The organism is Ramlibacter tataouinensis TTB310, assembly GCF_000215705.1.
GTDB lineage: Bacteria > Pseudomonadota > Gammaproteobacteria > Burkholderiales > Burkholderiaceae_C > Ramlibacter > Ramlibacter tataouinensis.
The window spans coordinates 2991396-3009366 of record NC_015677.1 but is presented as its reverse complement, the minus strand read 5'-3'; the positions used below and the strand labels follow the sequence as shown (position 1 = coordinate 3009366).

The window sequence follows — 17971 nt, the reverse complement described above, 5'->3', positions numbered from 1 at the left end:
ATTATGCGTCCAGCGCCCGGCGGATACCACCGAGAAAGGCGGCGGCCGCCGGCAGCACCTGGTCGCGCGGCTGCTCCTCGATCACCTGGATCAGCCGGGTGCCTATCACCACGGCATCGGCCACGCGGGCGATGGCGCGCGCGGTCTCGGGATCGCGGATGCCGAAACCCACGCCCACCGGCACGCTGACCTGCGCCCGGATGCGCGGCAGCATCCGTTCCACCGCGGCGGTGTCCAGGTGGCCCGCGCCGGTCACGCCCTTGAGCGAGACGTAGTAGACATAGCCGCTGGCCAGCCGGGCGACCTGCCGCATGCGTTCGTCCGTGCTGGTGGGGGCCAGCAGGAAGATCAGGTCCAGGCCGGCCGAGCGCAGGCGGGCGGCGAAGCCCTCGCACTCCTCGGGCGGGTAGTCGACGATGAGCACGCCGTCCACGCCGGCCTGGGCGGCATCGCGGATGAAGGCCCCCTCGCCGTGGCGCAGGTCATAGCGCTCCACCGGGTTGGCGTAACCCATCAGGACGACCGGCGTGCGGTCGTCGCTCCGGCGGAACGTGCGCACCATCTCCAGGACCTGGGCCAGGCCCACGCCCAGCGCCAGCGCCTTCTCGCCGGCGCGCTGGATCACCGGGCCGTCGGCCATGGGGTCGGAGAACGGAATGCCCAGCTCGATGATGTCCGCGCCAGCGCCGGCCATGGCGTGCATCAGCTCGGGGGTGATCTCCGCCTCGGGGAAGCCGGCCGTGACGTAGGGGATGAGGGCCTTGCGGCCGCCGGCCTTCAGCGCCGCCAGCGTGGGGGCGATGCGGCTCATCGGCCGCCGCCCTTGACGCCCAGGCCGCGCATCGACGGGCGATCGTAGAAGTCCACGCCCGCCAGGTCGGCGACGGTGCCTATGTCCTTGTCGCCGCGGCCGGACAGGTTGACCAGGATGCTCTGGTCGCGGCCCAGCGTCCCGGCCAGCTTCATCGCGTAGGCGATGGCGTGGCTGGATTCCAGCGCCGGGATGATGCCCTCGGTGCGGCACAGGTAGTGGAAGGCCTCCAGGGCTTCCTTGTCGGTGATGCCCACGTATTCGGCGCGGCCGATGTCCTTGAGCCAGGCATGCTCGGGCCCGACGCCGGGATAGTCCAGGCCCGCGCTGACGCTGTGGGTCTCGGTGATCTGGCCGTTGTCGTCCTGCAGGATGTAGGTGCGGTTGCCGTGCAGCACGCCCGGGCTGCCTCGTTGCAGCGAGGCCGAATGCTTGCCGCTGTCCAGGCCCTCGCCAGCGGCCTCCACGCCGATCAGGCGTGTCTTCTCGTGCGGGATGTAGGGGTGGAAGATGCCCATGGCGTTGCTGCCGCCGCCCACGCAGGCGACCACCGCGTCGGGCTGCCGGCCGGTCATCTCCGGCATCTGCTTCAGGCACTCGTTGCCGATCACGCTCTGGAAGTCGCGCACCATCATCGGGTAGGGATGCGGGCCGGCCACGGTGCCGATGATGTAGAAGGTGTTCTCGACGTTCGTCACCCAGTCGCGCATGGCCTCGTTCAAGGCGTCCTTCAGCGTCCTGCTGCCGGATTCCACCGGCACCACCTTGGCGCCCAGCAGGTTCATGCGGTAGACGTTGGGGCTCTGGCGCTTGACGTCCTCAATCCCCATGTAGACCACGCATTCCAGCCCGTAGCGCGCGCAGATGGTGGCGGTGGCCACGCCGTGCTGGCCGGCGCCGGTCTCGGCGATCACCCGCGGCTTGCCCATGCGCCGCGCCAGCATGGCCTGCCCGATCACGTTGTTGATCTTGTGCGCGCCGGTGTGGTTGAGGTCCTCGCGCTTGAGGTAAATCTGCGCGCCGCCCATCTCCTGGCTCATGCGCGAGGCGTGGTAGATGGGGGAGGGGCGGCCCACGAAGTGCGCCAGCTCGTGCCGGAATTCGGCCAGGAACTCGGGATCGTGCTGGTAGCGCGCGTAGGCGGCGCGCAGCTCGTTGATGGCGTGGGTCAGCGTCTCGCTGACGAAGCTGCCGCCATAGATGCCGAAGTGGCCGGCGGCGTCAGGTTGCTGGTAGGGAGTCATGAAGGCCTCGTGCAAGCTGCTCGTCGGCCGCGCGCACGGCGGCGACGAACCGATGGATCTTGCCGGCGTCCTTGATGCCCTTGAGCACGGAACCGTCGCTGGTGACGGCCTCGACGCCGGAACTCACGTCAACGGCCAGCGTCCTGCAACGCGGCCGCACCTGCCGGATGCCGTCGCCCACGTTTGCAGGCGTCAACCCACCAGACAAGACGAGGTGAGCGCCGACGTTTGTTGGAATGCGTGACCAATCGAATGCCTTGCCGCCGCCGCCATAACCCTCGACATGGGCGTCGAGCAGGAGGGCCTGGGCGCTTGCGAAATCGTGGGCGAATCTTAGCAAGTCGAACGGCACGACCGGATCCGTCGGGATCCGGGCGGCGCGCAGGTAGGGCCAGCGGCCGCCTTCCGTGGCCGCCAGGCACTGCGCCGGCGTCTCGTCACCGTGGAACTGGGCCGCGGCCCGGGGGAGCGCCCGGCAGGCGGCGGCGACCCGCGCGGCATCCTCGTTGACGAACAGCAGCACCGGCGTCACGAAGGGCGGCAGGCGGCGTGCCAGTTCCACCGCCCGGTCCAGCACGACGCGGCGCGGGCTCCTGTCGTACAGCACGAAGCCGACGGCGTCGGCGCCGGCATCCACCGCGGCGTCCACGTCCTGCTCGCGCGTGAGGCCGCAGATCTTGATGCGCGTGCGCAACGGCAAAGCCCGGGCGGTCATGGCAGCCAATCATACGCAGCGGCCTGGCTCGGCAGCTGCCACAGGGGCTCGTAGACCGGCCCCAGGAAGTACAGGCCGTCCGGGGCGAAGGTCGGGGCGGCCGCGTCGCGGCTGCGGGCGAGCAGCACCTGCCGCATCCACCCCGGCGGCTGCTGCCCCTGGCCGATAACCAGCAGGCAGCCCATGATGTTTCGGATCATGTGGTGCAGGAAGGCGTTGGCCTCGAACTCGAAGCGCCAGTAACGGCCGCGGCGGGCGATCTCGACGCGTCCCAGGGTCTTGACCGGCGAGCGGGCCTGGCAACCGGAGGCGCGGAACGAGCTGAAGTCGTGCTCACCCAGCAGGTGCGCGGCCGCGGCCCGCATCGCCTCGCCGTCCAGCGAGCGGAACACCCAGCCGACCCGGCCGGCCTCCACGCTGGGCCGCACCGGCGACTCGAGCACGACGTACGCATAGCGCCGGGCGAGGGCGCTGGCGCGCGAGTGGAAGGCGTCGGGCACGGCCTGGGCCCATTGCACGGCGATGTCCGGCGGCAGGAAGGTGTTGGTGCCGCGCACCCAGGAGAACGCCTCGCGCTGAAGGGCGGTGTCGAAGTGGACCACCTGCATCAGCCCATGCACGCCGGCATCGGTGCGTCCGGCGCACACGGTGGCGATGGGCTGGGCGGCGAACTGGCCGAGCGCCGCCTCCAGCCTGTCTTGGATGGTGTTGCCCGAGGGCTGGCTCTGCCAGCCCTGGTAGCCCTGCCCGCCGTAGCTGACGCCGAGCGCCATGCGCATGGCGGCCTGCCGTTGGGGTGGGGGACCGGCCGGGATCAGCCGATCTCGGCGAGGAAGCGCTGGGCGCGGTGCTTCAGGTCGCCGGAGGCCTCGGCCAGCACCTCTTCGGCCAGGCTGCGTGCGCCGTCCGGATCGCCGATGGCGTTGAACTCCTGCGCCAGCGCCAGCTTGGTCACCAGCGGGTCATCGCTGTCGGCCGGCAGGGCGGACGCCGGTGCTGCAGCACTGGCTGCCGGTTTGGCTGACGGCTTGGCGGCCGGAGGGGGCGTGTCCAGGTCCAGCGACAAGGCACCCAGGTCGAACTCGATCATGTCGCCTGCCGGCTTGGCAGCAGGCGCCTCGGCAGCACGCGCGGGCGCCGGCGGCACGATCACCGGCGGAGGAGCGGCCCGCTGGGCGCGCACGGGGCTGGGTGCAGGTGCGGGTGCCGGCGCCTCGTCGCCCAGCGAAAAGTCCAGATCCAGGTCGACGTCCATGCCAGGGGGCACGGCCGCAGCCAGGGGCATGGGCTGGGTGGCCGAACTGCTCAAGCTGGGGGCGGGGGCTGCTGCCACCGGTGCAGCAGGTGCCGCGGCGCCGGGCTGGCCGCCCGGTCCGTACAGCGGGTTGCCGGCGTCCAGTTCCTGACCCAGTTCGCAGATGTGGTGCCATTCGGGGCCCTGGCCGCGGGTCAGGTTGTAGGCCTCGGAGGCCACCACTTCGAACGCCTTGGTGTCACGCCGCTTGGCGTAGATCTCCAGCAGCTTGGCATGGATGGCCACCCGCTGCGGGCTGGTCCGCAGGGCCTCCTTGAGGATTTCCTCGGCCTGCAGGTCGCGGCCGTAGGCGAGGTACACGTCCGCCTCGGCCACCGGGTCCACGTCGCCCGCCGCGTCCAGCTGGCTGGGCGAGTAGACCATGGACGAGCCGGCTGCGCTGCTGCTGTCAGTGGTGTCTATGCGTTGGCCGCCGCTCGCTCCGAAAAAGGAGTCCGGCTGAAGCCGGCTCTCCAAAAAAGAACTGTCTACTTGCGACGCCTTCTTGCGCCGGCGGGCGCGATAGAAGCCCAGACCCAGCAGCAGGGCCAGCAGGCCGCCGGCCGCGGCCGGCACGACCGGGTTTTCGAGCAGATCCTCCAGCAGGTGGGGCTCGGGCGTCGGCGCGGGCGCAGCGGGTCGCGGCAGCACCGGCTTGGCGGCGGGCGCGGCGGCAACGGCCGGCGAAGGCGCGGAAGCCGTCGCGGCCGGGGCGCTCGCCGTCGCTTGGGTCGCGGAAGCGGCTGCCGCAGCAGCAGGGGCCGGCGTTGCGGGAGCGGGCGCGGATGCGGCCGCGCTGGGCGCGTTGCCCGCGGCAATCGTGGGGCCCAGCGCGGGAGCCGCCGGACGGGCCGCACTGGCGGACGGCGTGGCAGCGGCTGCGCCGGCGGCGGCGGTGCCGCCCGCGCTTGCCACGGTGGCCGTGCCCAGCCGATTCAGCTCGGCGATGTTCTTGTCCAGCTCGGCGACGCGGGCGGTGGCGTCCTGCGCGGCCTTGTCGCGGGCGATCTTGTCCTCGCCGGTCCGACCCTGGACCGCGCCCTTGGACAGCGTGAGCTTGTCGGGTGCGGTGGCGGCCGGCTTCTTCTCCTCGACCTGGGCCTGGACACTGCCCGACGCCTGGCGGTCGGCGGCCGCGACCGGAGCCGTGGGCAGGCTCTCTGCCAGGCGGCGGCGGAATTCGTTGAAGTCGCGGCTCTGCGCCACCAGCGTCTGGCGCGCCTCGGCCGCGGAGATGGCGGCGGCCTGCTCGGCGGTGGGCACTTCCAGCACAGCGCCGGTACGCAGCCGATTCATGTTGCCGCCCATGAAGGCGTCCGGATTGTTGCGCAGCAAGGCCAACAGCATCTGATCCAGCGAGACCGTGGCCGGCTTGTAGGCGGATGCGATGCGGCCGGCCGTGTCACCGCTTTGCACGGTGACCTTGCGGGCGTCGCCGCCGGGCTGGTTCTCGGCAGGGGCAGGGGGGGGTGGGGCAGGGATTTCCGGGGCGGGGGCGGCGGCTTCGGCGGGCTCCGGGACGGGGGCGGCGGCAATGGCAGGCTCCGGAACCGGGGCTGTGGCGACGGAAGTCTCCGAGGCGGGCGCTTCCGGCGCGGGGGCCGTCGGCACCGGTGCGGCGGCGACGGCAGTCGCGGCACTGTCGGCCGGGGAAGGGGCCGCGGGCGCGGGTGCCGGCACGGCGGCCTCCACAGCCGGTGCAGGGACGGGCGCCGCCGGCGAGACTTGCGCCGTCATGGGCGCTGCGGGCTGCCGCAGGTTGGGGGGATCGAACAGCATCGTGTAGTCACGCACGATGCGACCCGAGGCCCAGCTGGCTTCCAGGATCAGGTCAACAAACGGCTCATTGACCGGCCGGTCGCTGGTCAGCCGCAGGAAGTAACTGCCGTCGGGGCGGCGCTGCAGGTCGATCTGCAAGGCGCCCAAGGCTTGGTTGTACTCCAGGCCGGCGGCCCGGAAGGCCTCGGGCGAGGCCAGATTGGTCTTGAGGCTTTCGAGCTCTTGCGCATTGATCTGGGGCAGATCGATGTCCGCCCGCAGCGGCTCGCCCAATGCGGACTGGACGGTCACCCGACCCAGTGCGAGGGCATGCGCTTCCGAAACGGGAAGGCCCAGCGCAACGGTGGCAGCAATGGCCAGCGCAGTGGCTTGCCAGCTCGGTCTTTTCGTCGGTTTGGGGGCCCCCACTGCTCGGAATGCAGGCAGTTTTCTTCTCATCATGCGGACCATCGCCTCGGGACTTGATTTGCTAAAAGGACCATAACATCAATGAATTAGGGTGACAAGCTGAGACATGTTTTAACTTCAGGCGTGGGCGCGAGCACGCACTTACTCAGCAATTGATGTTGTGGTCGGGCAACGTGCTGTAACGACTCGCTGCTGTGCGTGTCGAAGTGCTGCCGATCAGGCAGCCAGCAGGATGCGCAGCATGCGGCGCAGCGGCTCGGCAGCACCCCACAGCAGCTGGTCGCCGATGGTGAAGGCGCCGAGGTACTCCGGACCCATTGCCATCTTGCGCAGGCGCCCCACCGGAATGCCCAGCGTGCCGGTGACGGCCACCGGCGTCAGGTCTTCCAGCGTGGCCTCGCGCGTGTTGGGGACCACGCGCACCCATTCATTGTCCGCAGAGATCATCGCCTCGATGTCGGCGAGCGGCACATCCTTCCTGAGCTTGAAGGTGAGCGCCTGGCTGTGGCAGCGCATCGCGCCCACGCGCACGCAGAACCCGTCGACCGGAACAGCTGCCGTGCCGAAACCCGCGCCCTGGCCGAGGATCTTGTTGGTCTCGGCGCCGGCCTTCCACTCCTCGCGCGACACGCCACCGCCCAGGTCCTTGTCGATCCAGGGGATCAGCGAGCCGCCCAGCGGCACGCCGAAGTGCTCGGTCTCGTGCGCCGACATGGACTGCTGGCGCGCCAGGATCCTGCGGTCGATCTCCAGGATGGCGGACTTGGGGTCATCCAGCAGGGAACGCACCTCGGCGTTGAGCGAGCCGAACTGGGTCAGCAACTCGCGCATGTGCTGCGCCCCGCCGCCGGAAGCGGCCTGGTAGGTCATGCTGCTCATCCACTCGACCAGCCCCGCCTTGTAGAGCGCGCCCACGCCCATCAGCATGCAGCTGACGGTGCAGTTGCCGCCGATCCAGTTGCGCCCGCCCTTGACCAGGGCGTTCCTGATCACGGGCATGTTGACCGGGTCCAGGATGATGACCGCGTCGTCCTTCATGCGCAGCGTGGAGGCCGCGTCGATCCAGTGGCCGGTCCAGCCTGCCGCGCGCAGCTTGGGGAACACTTCCGTGGTGTAGTCGCCGCCCTGGGCCGTGATGACGATGTCGCACTTCCTGAGCGCCTCGACGTCGAAGGCGTCCTTCAGCGCGGTCTCGTTCTTCGCCTGGGCCGGCGCCTTGCCCCCGGCGTTGGAGGTGGAGAAGAACACCGGCTCGATCAGCCCGAAGTCGCCTTCGGCCTGCATGCGGTCCATCAGGACCGAGCCGACCATGCCGCGCCAGCCGACCAGGCCGACCAGCGGTTGTTGTGCCTTGGAGAGTGCCATCGTCATACGCCTTTCAAGTGAATCCTGTGTCCCCCGGCTCGTCAGGAGCCCGGGGCAGGCGCGCGACGAACCGGAGCTGCTAGCCCTTGGTAATGGTTTTCTTGGTGGAGGTGATCGCGGCCACGACGGCATCGCCCATCTGGCGGGTGCCGACCTTGGTGGTGCCTTGGGACCAGATGTCCGCCGTGCGCAGGCCCTGCGCCAGCACGTGCTGGACCGCCGACTCGATCCGGTCGGCGGCCTCGGGCTGGTTCAGGGAGTAGCGGAGCATCATGGCGGCGGAAAGTATTGTAGCCAAAGGGTTGGCGACGCCCTGGCCGGCGATGTCGGGCGCGCTGCCGTGGCTGGGCTCGTACAGGCCCTGGTTGCCGGCGTTCAGGCTGGCCGAGGGCAGCATGCCGATGGAGCCGGTGAGCATGGCCGCCTCGTCCGACAGGATGTCGCCGAACATGTTGCCGGTCACCACCACGTCGAACTTCTTGGGGGCCTTGACCAGCTGCATGGCGGCGTTGTCCACGTATATGTGGTCCAGCGCGACATCCGGGTACCTCTTGCCGACCTCGGTGACCACGTCCTTCCACAGCTGGAAGGTCTCCAGCACGTTGGCCTTGTCGACGCTGGTCACCCGCCTGCTGCGCTTGCGCGCAGCCTGGAAGGCGACGTGGGCGATGCGCTCGATCTCCGGCCGCGTGTAGCGCATGGTGTCGAAGGCCTCCTCGGCACCGGGGAAGTGGCCGTCGGGCGCCTGGCGGCGTCCGCGCGGCTGGCCGAAGTAGATGTCGCCGGTGAGCTCTCGGATGATCAGGATGTCCAGGCCGGCCACCAGCTCGGGCTTGAGGCTGGAGGCGTGCGTCAGCTGCTCGTAACAGATGGCCGGGCGGAAGTTGGCGAACAGCCCCAGGTGCTTGCGCAGCCCCAGGATGGCCTGCTCGGGGCGGAGCTGGCGCTCGAGCTTGTCGTACTTCCAGTCGCCCACGGCGCCGAACAGGATGGCGTCGGCCTGCCTGGCGAGCTGGAGCGTGGCCTCGGGCAGAGGATGGCCCTGGGCCTCGTAGGCCGCGCCGCCCACGGGCGCGGTCTCCATCTCGAACCTCAGGTCCAGCGCACGCAGGACCTTGACGGCCTCCGCCACGATCTCGGTGCCGATGCCGTCGCCCGGCAGGACTGCGATCTTCATGTGTCTTTTTCTCGGTTGGGGCGGATCAGCCTGCCAGGGTGTGCGCCAGCCAGGGCTTGCTCGCCAGGCGCTCCTTCTCGAAGGCCTGGATCTTGTCCTTGTGCCGCAGCGTCAGGCCGATGTCGTCGAAGCCGTTGATCAGGCAGTACTTGCGGAAGGGCTGCACCTCGAAGGCGATCTCCTCGCCCTGCGGCTTGACCACCTTCTGGCGCTCCAGGTCGACGGTCAGCTGGTAGCCGGGAAAGGCGTACACCTCGTCGAACAGCTGGCTCACCACGGGTTCGGGCAGCACGATGGGCAGCACGCCGTTCTTGAAGCAGTTGTTGAAGAAGATGTCGGCGAAGCTGGGCGCGATGATGCTGCGAAAGCCGTACTGCTCCAGCGCCCAGGGCGCGTGCTCGCGCGAGGAGCCGCAGCCGAAGTTGCGCCGCGCCAGCAGGATGGAGGCGCCCTGGTAGCGCGGCTGGTTCAGCACGAAATCGGGATTCGGCTTGCGGCTGGCCGGGTCTTGGCCGGGGTAGCCGGGGTCCAGGTAGCGCCATTCGTCGAACAGGTTGGGCCCGAAGCCGGTCTTGCGGATCGACTTGAGGAACTGCTTGGGGATGATGGCGTCGGTGTCGACGTTCTCGCGGTCCATCGGGGCCGCGAGCCCCTTGTGCACGGTGAACTTGTCCATGGGGATCCTTGGTAGGGGCGCGCGTCAGGCGAACTGCCGGATGTCCACGAAATGCCCATGCACCGCGGCGGCGGCGGCCATGGCGGGGCTGACCAGGTGGGTGCGCCCGCCGGCGCCCTGGCGGCCTTCGAAGTTGCGGTTGCTGGTGGAGGCGCAGCGCTCGCCCGGCTCCAGCCGGTCGGCGTTCATCGCCAGGCACATGGAGCAGCCGGGCTCGCGCCATTCGAAACCGGCCGCCTTGAATATCTCGTGCAGGCCTTCGCGCTCGGCCTGCTCCTTCACCACGCCCGAGCCGGGCACGACCAGGGCCAGGCGCACGTTCCTGGCCACCTTCTGGCCCAGGCGCTTGACCACGGCCGCGGCCTCCCGCATGTCCTCGATGCGGCTGTTGGTGCACGAGCCGATGAAGACCTTGTCCACATGGATGTCGTCCAGGGGCTTGCCCGGCTCCAGGCCCATGTAGGTCAGCGCCCGCTCGATGGCGGCGCGCTTGTTGGCGTCCTTCTCCCGCTCGGGGTCGGGCACGCGCGCGTCCACCCCGAGCACCATCTCCGGCGAGGTGCCCCAGGTGACCTGGGGGACGATGTGCGTGCCGTCGAGCTCGACCACCGCGTCCCACTTGGCGTCGGGGTCGGATTGCAGGGTGCGCCAGTAGGCCACGGCCTGGTTCCATTCGGCGCCGCCCGAAAACCTGCCGGTCTTCGCATCGAATCCCGGCGCCAGCGGCCGACCCTTCAGGTACTCGATGGTCTTGTCGTCGACCGCAACCAGGCCGGCGCGGGCGCCGGCTTCGATCGCCATGTTGCACACCGTCATGCGGCCTTCCATGCTCAGCGAGCGGATGGCCGAGCCGGCGAATTCGATGGTGTAACCGGTGCCGCCGGCGGTGCCGATGCGGCCGATGATGGCCAGCACCACATCCTTGGCGGTCACCCCGCGCGCCAGCTGGCCCTCCACCTTGATCAGCAGGTTCCTGGCCTTCTTGGCCAGCAGGGTCTGGGTGGCCAGCACGTGCTCCACCTCGCTGGTGCCGATGCCGTGCGCCAGGGCGCCGAAGGCGCCGTGCGTGGAGGTGTGCGAGTCGCCGCACACCACGGTCATGCCCGGCAGGGTCGCGCCCTGCTCGGGGCCGATCACGTGCACGATGCCCTGGCGCTTGGACAGGAAGGGGAAGTAGGCCGCCGCGCCGAACTCGCCGATGTTCCGGTCCAGCGTGGTCACCTGCTCCTTGCTGACGGGATCGTCGATGCCGTCGTAGCCGCGCTCCCAGCCGGTGGTGGGCGTGTTGTGGTCGGCCGTGGCAACGACAGAGCTGATGCGCCAGACCTTGCGGCCGGTCTCGCGCAGCCCCTCGAAAGCCTGCGGGCTGGTGACCTCGTGCACCAGGTGGCGGTCGATGTAGAGGACGGCGGTGCCGTCCTCCTCGGTATGGACGACGTGCTCGTCCCAGATCTTGTCGTACAGCGTGCGGGGCATGGCGCTTGTCCTTGGGAAGAAGGGAAATTCTATCGGTGGGCATTGCCCGCAGCCGGGCGGCACAAATGGTCCACCAGCTGGCGGGCGGTGACGGGCAGGGCGGCGAAATCGCGGGCCACCAGCTGGATGTCGCGCACCGCCCAGTCATCGGCCAGCGGCACGGCCTGCAGGTCGCCGACGGCGCGCAGCAGCTCGAAGGCGCGGTGCGGCACCAGCCCGACGCCCAGGCGGTTGTGGATCATGCGGCACATGGCGTCCAGCCCGGTGACCTGGATGCGCAGCTTGATGCTGCGGCCGGCCGCGGCGGCGGCGCGCCGCATGGCCAGGTACAGCGCGCTGTTGCTGTGCAGCCCGACGTGGTCCTCATCCAGCGTGTCCGCGAAGCGCACCTCGGGCCGCGCGCCCAGCGGGTGGCCGCGTGGCACCACCAGCATCAGGCGGTCCTGGCGGTAGGGGCGGGTCTGCAGCTCGGCCATGATGGCCTGCGGGTTGCACACGCCGATGTCGGCGTCGCCTTCCTGCACGGCGCGGATCACCTCGGCGCTGACGTGCTCCTCCAGGTCGATCTTCACCTGCTGGTGGCGGGCTATGAAACCGGCCAGGTCCTCCGGCAGGAACTGCACGATGGCCGAGATGTTGGCGTGGATGCGCACGTGGCCGCGCACACCCTGGGCGTACTCGCTGAGCTCGCCCTGCATCTTCTCCAGGCTGAACAGCACCGAGCGCGCATGGTGCAGCAGGCTTTCGCCGGCCGGCGTCAGGCTCACGCCGCGCGTGTGGCGGTACAGCAGCGGGGTCTCCAGGATGGCTTCCAGGTCCGACAGCCGCTTGCTCACGGCCGAGGCGGCGATGAACTCGTGCTCGGCCGCGCGGCCGATCGAGCCGTGCTCGCACACGGCCACGAACAGCTGCAGCGAAGTGAGGTCGAGGCGGCGGGCGAAGCTGCGGTCCATGGAGCAGAGCCATCGCATCCGGCGATGGCGTCCGCGATTATCCGGCGGCAAGGAAGCCGGGTCTTCGCCAATGGCGATGGGTGGGGCGTCGGCCGGCGGGGACGAAAGAAAGCCCGCCGAAGCGGGCTCCTGGTGCCGGTGCGCCCCTGCTCAGCGCTGGGCGATGGGCTTGATGTCGCGCCGGGTGGCGCCGTCGTACAGCTGGCGCGGACGGCCGATCTTGTACTCGGGGTCGCTGATCATCTCGTTGAGCTGGGCGATCCAGCCCACCGTGCGGGCCAGCGCGAAGATGGCGGTGAACAGGCTGACCGGGATGCCGATGGCGCGCTGCACGATGCCCGAGTAGAAGTCCACGTTCGGGTAGAGCTTGCGCGAGACGAAGTACTCGTCCTCCAGCGCGATCTTCTCCAGCGCCATGGCCAGCTTGAACAGCGGGTCGTTCTCCAGGCCCAGCTCGCCCAGCACTTCCTTGCAGGTCTCCTGCATCAGCTTGGCGCGCGGGTCGTAGTTCTTGTACACGCGGTGGCCGAAGCCCATCAGCTTGATGCCGGAGTTCTTGTCCTTCACCTGCTTGATGAACTCGCCGATCTTGTCGACGCCGCCGTTCTTCTGGATCTCATGCAGCATGTTCAGCGCCGCCTCGTTGGCGCCGCCGTGCGCCGGGCCCCACAGGCAGGCCACGCCGGCCGCGATGGCGGCAAACGGGTTGGTGCCGGAGCTGCCGCACAGCCGCACCGTGGAGGTCGAGGCGTTCTGCTCGTGGTCGGCGTGCAGGATGAAGATGCGGTCCATGGCGCGCACCAGCACGTCGTTGGGCTCGTACTCCTCGCACGGCGTGCCGAACATCATGCGCATGAAGTTCCCGGTGTAGGACAGCGAGTTCTTCGGATAGATGTAGGGCTGGCCGGCGCTGTACTTGTAGGCCATGGCGACCAGCGTGGGCATCTTGGCGATGAGGCGGATGGCCGAGATCTCGCGGTGCTCCGGGTTGTTGATGTCGGTGCTGTCGTGATAGAAGGCCGACAGCGCGCCCACCAGGCCGGTCATCACCGCCATCGGGTGCGCGTCGCGGCGGAAGCCGCGCAGGAAGAACTGCATCTGCTCGTTGACCATGGTGTGGATGGTCACGTTGCGGTCGAACTTCTGCTTCTGCTCGGCGTTGGGCAGCTCGCCGTACAGCAGCAGGTAGCAGGTGTCCAGGAAGTCGCACTGGGTCGCCAGCTGCTCGATGGGGTAGCCGCGGTACAGCAGCTCGCCCTTGTCGCCGTCGATGTAGGTGATGGACGACTGGCAGGCGGCGGTGGACAGGAAGCCGGGGTCGTAGGTGAACATCCCGGTCTGCGCGTACAGCTTGCGGATGTCGATGACCTGCGGGCCGACCGTGCCGGAATACACGGGCAGCTCGACGCTGGGGCTGCCGCTGGAGAACGACAGGGTGGCTTTGGTGTCGGCGAGTTTCATCAGTTTTCCTTCACGTGTTCGTTCATCAGCTGCGCAGCAGGTCCAGCAAATCCCGCAGTTCGGGATAGGCCCATTCGCCCTCAGGCTCCTTGCGACGCAGCAGCAGGTCCAGCAGGTCGTTGTCCGGCAGCTGCATCAGGTGCTCCAGTGCCTGGGCCTGCCGGGCCGTCAGGTTCGCCGCGTGGCGCTGGAAGAATCGCTCCAGGATGAGATCGTTCTCCAGCAGGCCGCGGCGGCACCGCCACCGCAGCTTGCCGATCTCGTGCTCATCCAGGATGTCCGGGGTCATACCGTCTCAGACGGCGCGGCGCACCATCAATTCCTTGATCTTGCCGATGGCCATCGTCGGGTTCAGCCCCTTGGGACACACGTCGGTGCAATTCATGATGGTATGGCAACGGAACAACCGATAGGGGTCTTCCAGGTTGTCCAATCGCTCGGCCGTGGCCTGGTCGCGGCTGTCGGCGATGAAACGGTAGGCCTGCAGCAGGCCGGCCGGGCCGACGAACTTGTCGGGGTTCCACCAGAAGCTGGGGCAGCTGGTCGAGCAGCTGGCGCACAGGATGCACTCGTACAGGCCGTTGAGCTCCTCTCGCTCCTCGGGCGACTGCAGGCGCTCCTTCTCGGGCGGGATGCTGTCGTTGACCAGGTAGGGCTTGATGGAGTGGTACTGCTTGAAGAACTGCGTCATGTCCACGATCAGGTCGCGGATGACCGGCAGGCCGGGCAGCGGCTTCAGGACGATGGTGCCCTTGAGCGTCAGCATGTTGGTCAGGCAGGCCAGGCCGTTCTTGCCGTTGATGTTCATGGCATCGGAGCCGCACACGCCTTCGCGGCAGGAGCGGCGGAACGACAGCGTGGGGTCCTGGGCCTTGAGCTTCATCAGGGCGTCCAGCAGCATGCGCTCGTTGCCGTCGAGCTCGATCTCGACGGTCTGCATGTACGGCTTGGCGTCCCTGTCCGGGTCGTAGCGGTAGATCTGGAAGGTGCGTTTTTGCATGGGAGGTCTCTGGCTCGGATCTGGGTGCCGGGTGTGCGTTTCGGTAGTACGTAGGAGAACGTAGCTGCCTTCAGAACGTGCGCACCTTGGGCGGCACCGACTCCACCGTCAGCGGCTTGAGGTTGACCGGCTTGTAGGTCAGGCTGTTGGTCTGGCTGTGCCACAGGCTGTGCTTCATCCACTCGGCGTCGTTGCGGCCCATCGGTGCCACCGGGTCGTCGGACGGGCGCTCGTAGTCGCTGACGGAATGGGCGCCGCGGCACTCCTTGCGCGCTGCCGCCGACACCATGGTGGACTGGGCGCACTCGATCAGGTTCTCCACCTCCAGTGCCTCGATGCGCGCGGTGTTGAACACCATGGACTTGTCCTTGAGCGCGATAGCGCCGACCCGCTGGCGGATCTCGGCGATCCTGCGCACGCCCTCGTCCATGCTGGCCTGGGTGCGGAACACGCCCGCATGCCGCTGCATGGTCGAGCGGATGTCGTTGGCCACGTCCTGCGCGTACTCGCCGGTGCTGGCACCGTCCAGGCGTGCCAGCCGCTCCAGCGTGCGGTCGGCGGCGTCGGCGGGCAGGGGCTTGTGCTCGCGGTTCTTCTCGTTGAACTCGGCGATGTGGTTGCCTGCCGCGCGGCCGAACACCAGCAGGTCCAGCAGCGAGTTGGTGCCCAGGCGGTTGGCGCCGTGCACGCTGACGCAGGAGCATTCGCCCACCGCGTACAGGCCGCCCACCACCGCGTTGTGGCTCTCGCGCGTCTGCACCACCACCTGGCCGTTGACGTTGGTGGGGATGCCGCCCATCTGGTAGTGGATGGTGGGCACCACCGGGATGGGTTCGCGGGTGATGTCGACGTTGGCGAAGTTGACGCCGATCTCGTAGACCGAGGGCAGGCGCTTGTGGATGGTCTCGGCGCCCAGGTGGTCCAGCTTGAGCAGCACGTAGTCCTTGTTGGGACCGCAGCCCCGGCCTTCCTTGATCTCCTGATCCATGGCGCGGGAGACGAAGTCGCGCGGCGCCAGATCCTTGAGGGTGGGCGCGTAGCGCTCCATGAAGCGCTCGCCATTGCTGTTGAGCAGGATGGCGCCTTCGCCGCGGCAGCCCTCGGTCAGCAGCACGCCCGCGCCGGCCACGCCGGTGGGGTGGAACTGCCAGAACTCCATGTCCTCCAGCGGGATGCCGGCGCGCGCCGCCATGCCCAGGCCGTCACCGGTGTTGATGAAGGCGTTGGTGGACGCGGCGAAGATGCGGCCGGCGCCGCCGGTGGCCAGCAGCGTGGTCTTGGCTTCCAGGATGTGCAGGTCGCCGGTCTCCATCTCGATGGCGGTGACGCCCACCACGTCGCCCTCGGCGTCGCGGATCAGGTCCAGCGCCATCCACTCGACGAAGAAGCTGGTGCGCGCCTTGACGTTCTGCTGGTACAGCGTGTGCAGCATGGCGTGGCCGGTGCGGTCGGCCGCGGCGCAGGCGCGCTGCACCGGCTTCTCGCCGTAGTTGGCAGTGTGGCCGCCAAAGGGGCGCTGGTAGATGGTGCCGTCGGGGTTGCGGTCGAACGGCATGCCCATGTGCTCCAGGTCGTACACGACCTTGGGCGCTTCGCGGCACATGAACTCGATGGCGTCCTGGTCGCCCAGCCAGTCCGAGCCCTTGACGGTGTCGTAGAAGTGGTAGTGCCAGTTGTCCTCGGACATGTTGCCCAGGGACGCGCCGATGCCGCCCTGCGCCGCCACGGTGTGCGAGCGGGTGGGGAAGACCTTGGTCAGCACGGCCACGTTCAGGCCGGCGCGCGACAGCTGCAGCGAGGCGCGCATGCCGGAGCCGCCGGCGCCGACGATGACGACGTCGAACTTGCGTTTGGTGATGTTCTTGGCGGAGTAGGGCATGGCTCAAATTCTCCAGAGGACCTGGACGGCCCAGCCGACGCAGCCGACCAGCCAGACGATGACGAAGATCTGCAGCGCCAGGCGCAGGCCGACCGGCTTGATGTAGTCCATCAGCACGTCGCGCATGCCCACCCAGACGTGGTAGAGCAGGCCGATGACGGTGGCGAAGGTCAGCACCTTCATCCACTGCGGCGCGAAGATGCCCGCCCACTTGTCGTAGCCGATGGGGCCGCGGAAGAAGACCAGCTGGGCCAGCACCACCACGGTGAAGAGGGCCATCAGCACCGCGGTCACGCGCTGGCTGAGCCAGTCGCGCATGCCGTAGTGGGCGCCGACGACGACGCGCTTGGAGCCGTAATTCACAGCCATTGTTTTGCTCCTGATGTCAGTACAGGCCGAACAGCTTGGCGCCGAGCAGCACGGTGAGCACGATGCTGGACACGAGCACGAACTTGGCCGACTTGCCGCCGAAGGACTTGCTCACCGCCTTGTGGCTCACGTCCATCCACACGTGGCGCACCCCGGCGATGAAGTGGTGCAGGTAGGCCCAGATCAGGCCCAGCACCACCAGCTTGAAGAACCAGCCCGGCACGAAGCCAAGGCCGCCCTCGAAGGCGGCTTTGAAGCGCATGAAGGACAGCTCGGACGAGACGGAGGTGTCGAACATCCAGAACACCAGGGGCAGCAGCACGAACATCAGCACGCCGCTGATGCGGTGCAGGATGGAAACCCAGCCGGGTGCCGGAAGGCGGTAGGTGGTGAGGTCCTTGAACGCGTTGATGTTGCGGAATTCGGGCCTTTTCTTCTTCAGGCCACTGGCAAGCTCTGTCATAGGGAGTAGCTTTCGTAACAACCCAAAATTCTATTGCAACGCAGCAGACACACGGGCACGGTAGGCCATTCGCGCCCGCCTAACTGAGGTCGTTGCGGTAATGGTGTGTGTCGGTGCGGTACAAGCCGCGGCGCAGTTCCATCGGCACGTCGTTGTAGGTGAAGGCCACCCGCTCCACGCTCAGCAGCGGGCTGCCCGCCGGCACCTGCAGCAGCCCGGCGGCGGCGGCATCGGCCGCGACGGCGCGGATCTTCTCCTCGGCCCGCACCATGCGCACGCCGAACTCCAGCTCGAACATCGCGTAGGTCGGCCCGTGGTAGCCGGCCATCTGCTCGGCCGTGATGCCCTTGAAGGCATTGCCCGGCAGCCACAGCTCCTCCAGGATGGTGGGCGTGCCGCCGAAGGCCAGCGTGCGCCGCACCTGCACCACCGCGTCGCCGCTGCGCAGCGCGAGCGCCCGGGCCACCTCGGCGGTGGAGCGCATGCGCCGGCAGTCCAGCACCCGGCGCTCGGCCGGTCCCTCGGTGGCCTGGTCGCCGGTGTCGGGCATGAGCTTGAGGAAGCGGTACTGCACCTGCCGCTCGGCATGCGTGGCGACGAAGGTGCCCTTGCCCTGGCGCCGCACCACCAGGTTGTCGGCGGCCAGCTCGTCGATCGCCTTGCGCACCGTGCCCTGGCTCACGCGAAAGCGCGCTGCCAGCTCCATCTCGCTGGGGATGGCCTCGCCGGGCCTCCATTCGCCGGCCTGCAGGCTCTGCAGGATCAGCCCCTTGATCTGCTGGTAGAGCGGGCTGAAGGCCGGCGTGGGCGCCTCGGCGTCGGCAGGGGAGGGCAGGGTGGTGGCCATGGGGAAACGGTGGCCGATCATATCTTATATAAGACATAAGACAAATTGACCCGC

At 68.6% G+C, this 17971-nt stretch carries 17 protein-coding genes; all 17 read right to left on the bottom strand.

The genetic code is table 11. The features are described from left to right. Position 1: 1 nt before the first annotated feature. The 17 genes from trpA to RTA_RS14375 all read right to left on the bottom strand — a co-directional run bounded on the left by trpA (position 2) and on the right by RTA_RS14375 (position 17917). On the bottom strand, positions 2-811 hold the full coding sequence (trpA, locus tag RTA_RS14455) for a tryptophan synthase subunit alpha (protein WP_013902157.1): 810 nt from the start codon (positions 809-811) through the stop codon (positions 2-4). Then, entirely contained in the window at positions 808-2055 is a 1248-nt protein-coding gene (trpB, locus tag RTA_RS14450) for a tryptophan synthase subunit beta (protein ID WP_013902156.1), read from the bottom strand. The genes trpA and trpB overlap by 4 nt, the downstream gene beginning before the upstream one ends. Next, positions 2033-2770 (bottom strand): phosphoribosylanthranilate isomerase, encoded by a 738-nt coding sequence (locus RTA_RS14445; RefSeq protein WP_049871293.1) that lies wholly within the window; start codon positions 2768-2770, stop codon positions 2033-2035. The genes trpB and RTA_RS14445 overlap by 23 nt, the downstream gene beginning before the upstream one ends. Further along, positions 2767-3549 (bottom strand): tRNA pseudouridine(38-40) synthase TruA, encoded by a 783-nt coding sequence (truA, locus tag RTA_RS14440; RefSeq protein WP_013902154.1) that lies wholly within the window; start codon positions 3547-3549, stop codon positions 2767-2769. The genes RTA_RS14445 and truA overlap by 4 nt, the downstream gene beginning before the upstream one ends. Before the next feature lie 35 nt (positions 3550-3584). Continuing rightward, on the bottom strand, positions 3585-6281 hold the full coding sequence (locus RTA_RS21375) for a FimV/HubP family polar landmark protein (RefSeq protein ID WP_143763089.1): 2697 nt from the start codon (positions 6279-6281) through the stop codon (positions 3585-3587). A gap of 186 nt (positions 6282-6467) precedes the next feature. Next, a complete protein-coding gene (gene asd, locus RTA_RS14430) occupies positions 6468-7616 on the bottom strand; it encodes an aspartate-semialdehyde dehydrogenase (RefSeq protein ID WP_013902152.1) in 1149 nt (382 codons plus the stop codon). A gap of 79 nt (positions 7617-7695) precedes the next feature. Then, positions 7696-8793 (bottom strand): 3-isopropylmalate dehydrogenase, encoded by a 1098-nt coding sequence (gene leuB, locus RTA_RS14425; RefSeq protein WP_013902151.1) that lies wholly within the window; start codon positions 8791-8793, stop codon positions 7696-7698. Between the two features lie 25 nt (positions 8794-8818). Next, on the bottom strand, positions 8819-9469 hold the full coding sequence (gene leuD, locus RTA_RS14420) for a 3-isopropylmalate dehydratase small subunit (RefSeq protein WP_013902150.1): 651 nt from the start codon (positions 9467-9469) through the stop codon (positions 8819-8821). 24 nt (positions 9470-9493) lie between these two features. Then, entirely contained in the window at positions 9494-10945 is a 1452-nt protein-coding gene (gene leuC / locus RTA_RS14415; RefSeq protein WP_013902149.1) for a 3-isopropylmalate dehydratase large subunit, read from the bottom strand. Positions 10946-10974: 29 nt separating this feature from the next. Then, positions 10975-11898 carry a LysR family transcriptional regulator gene (locus RTA_RS14410; protein WP_226986079.1) on the bottom strand — a complete coding sequence of 308 codons (924 nt, stop codon included), beginning with the start codon at positions 11896-11898 and terminating at the stop codon, positions 10975-10977. Positions 11899-12048: 150 nt separating this feature from the next. Further along, on the bottom strand, positions 12049-13359 hold the full coding sequence (gene gltA / locus RTA_RS14405) for a citrate synthase (protein WP_013902147.1): 1311 nt from the start codon (positions 13357-13359) through the stop codon (positions 12049-12051). 25 nt (positions 13360-13384) lie between these two features. Continuing rightward, positions 13385-13648, bottom strand: coding sequence for an FAD assembly factor SdhE (locus RTA_RS14400; RefSeq protein WP_013902146.1), 264 nt, complete (start codon positions 13646-13648; stop codon positions 13385-13387). 6 nt (positions 13649-13654) lie between these two features. Then, the gene (locus RTA_RS14395) at positions 13655-14359 is read right to left on the bottom strand and encodes a succinate dehydrogenase iron-sulfur subunit (protein WP_013902145.1); all 705 of its coding nucleotides are present in this window, start codon (positions 14357-14359) and stop codon (positions 13655-13657) included. Between the two features lie 70 nt (positions 14360-14429). Further along, on the bottom strand, positions 14430-16238 hold the full coding sequence (sdhA, locus tag RTA_RS14390; protein WP_013902144.1) for a succinate dehydrogenase flavoprotein subunit: 1809 nt from the start codon (positions 16236-16238) through the stop codon (positions 14430-14432). 3 nt (positions 16239-16241) lie between these two features. Continuing rightward, positions 16242-16607 carry a succinate dehydrogenase, hydrophobic membrane anchor protein gene (gene sdhD, locus RTA_RS14385; protein WP_013902143.1) on the bottom strand — a complete coding sequence of 122 codons (366 nt, stop codon included), beginning with the start codon at positions 16605-16607 and terminating at the stop codon, positions 16242-16244. A 16-nt stretch (positions 16608-16623) separates the two neighbouring features. Continuing rightward, the gene (sdhC, locus tag RTA_RS14380) at positions 16624-17070 is read right to left on the bottom strand and encodes a succinate dehydrogenase, cytochrome b556 subunit (RefSeq protein WP_013902142.1); all 447 of its coding nucleotides are present in this window, start codon (positions 17068-17070) and stop codon (positions 16624-16626) included. A 79-nt stretch (positions 17071-17149) separates the two neighbouring features. Continuing rightward, the gene (locus tag RTA_RS14375; RefSeq protein ID WP_013902141.1) at positions 17150-17917 is read right to left on the bottom strand and encodes a GntR family transcriptional regulator; all 768 of its coding nucleotides are present in this window, start codon (positions 17915-17917) and stop codon (positions 17150-17152) included. Positions 17918-17971 lie beyond the last annotated feature (54 nt).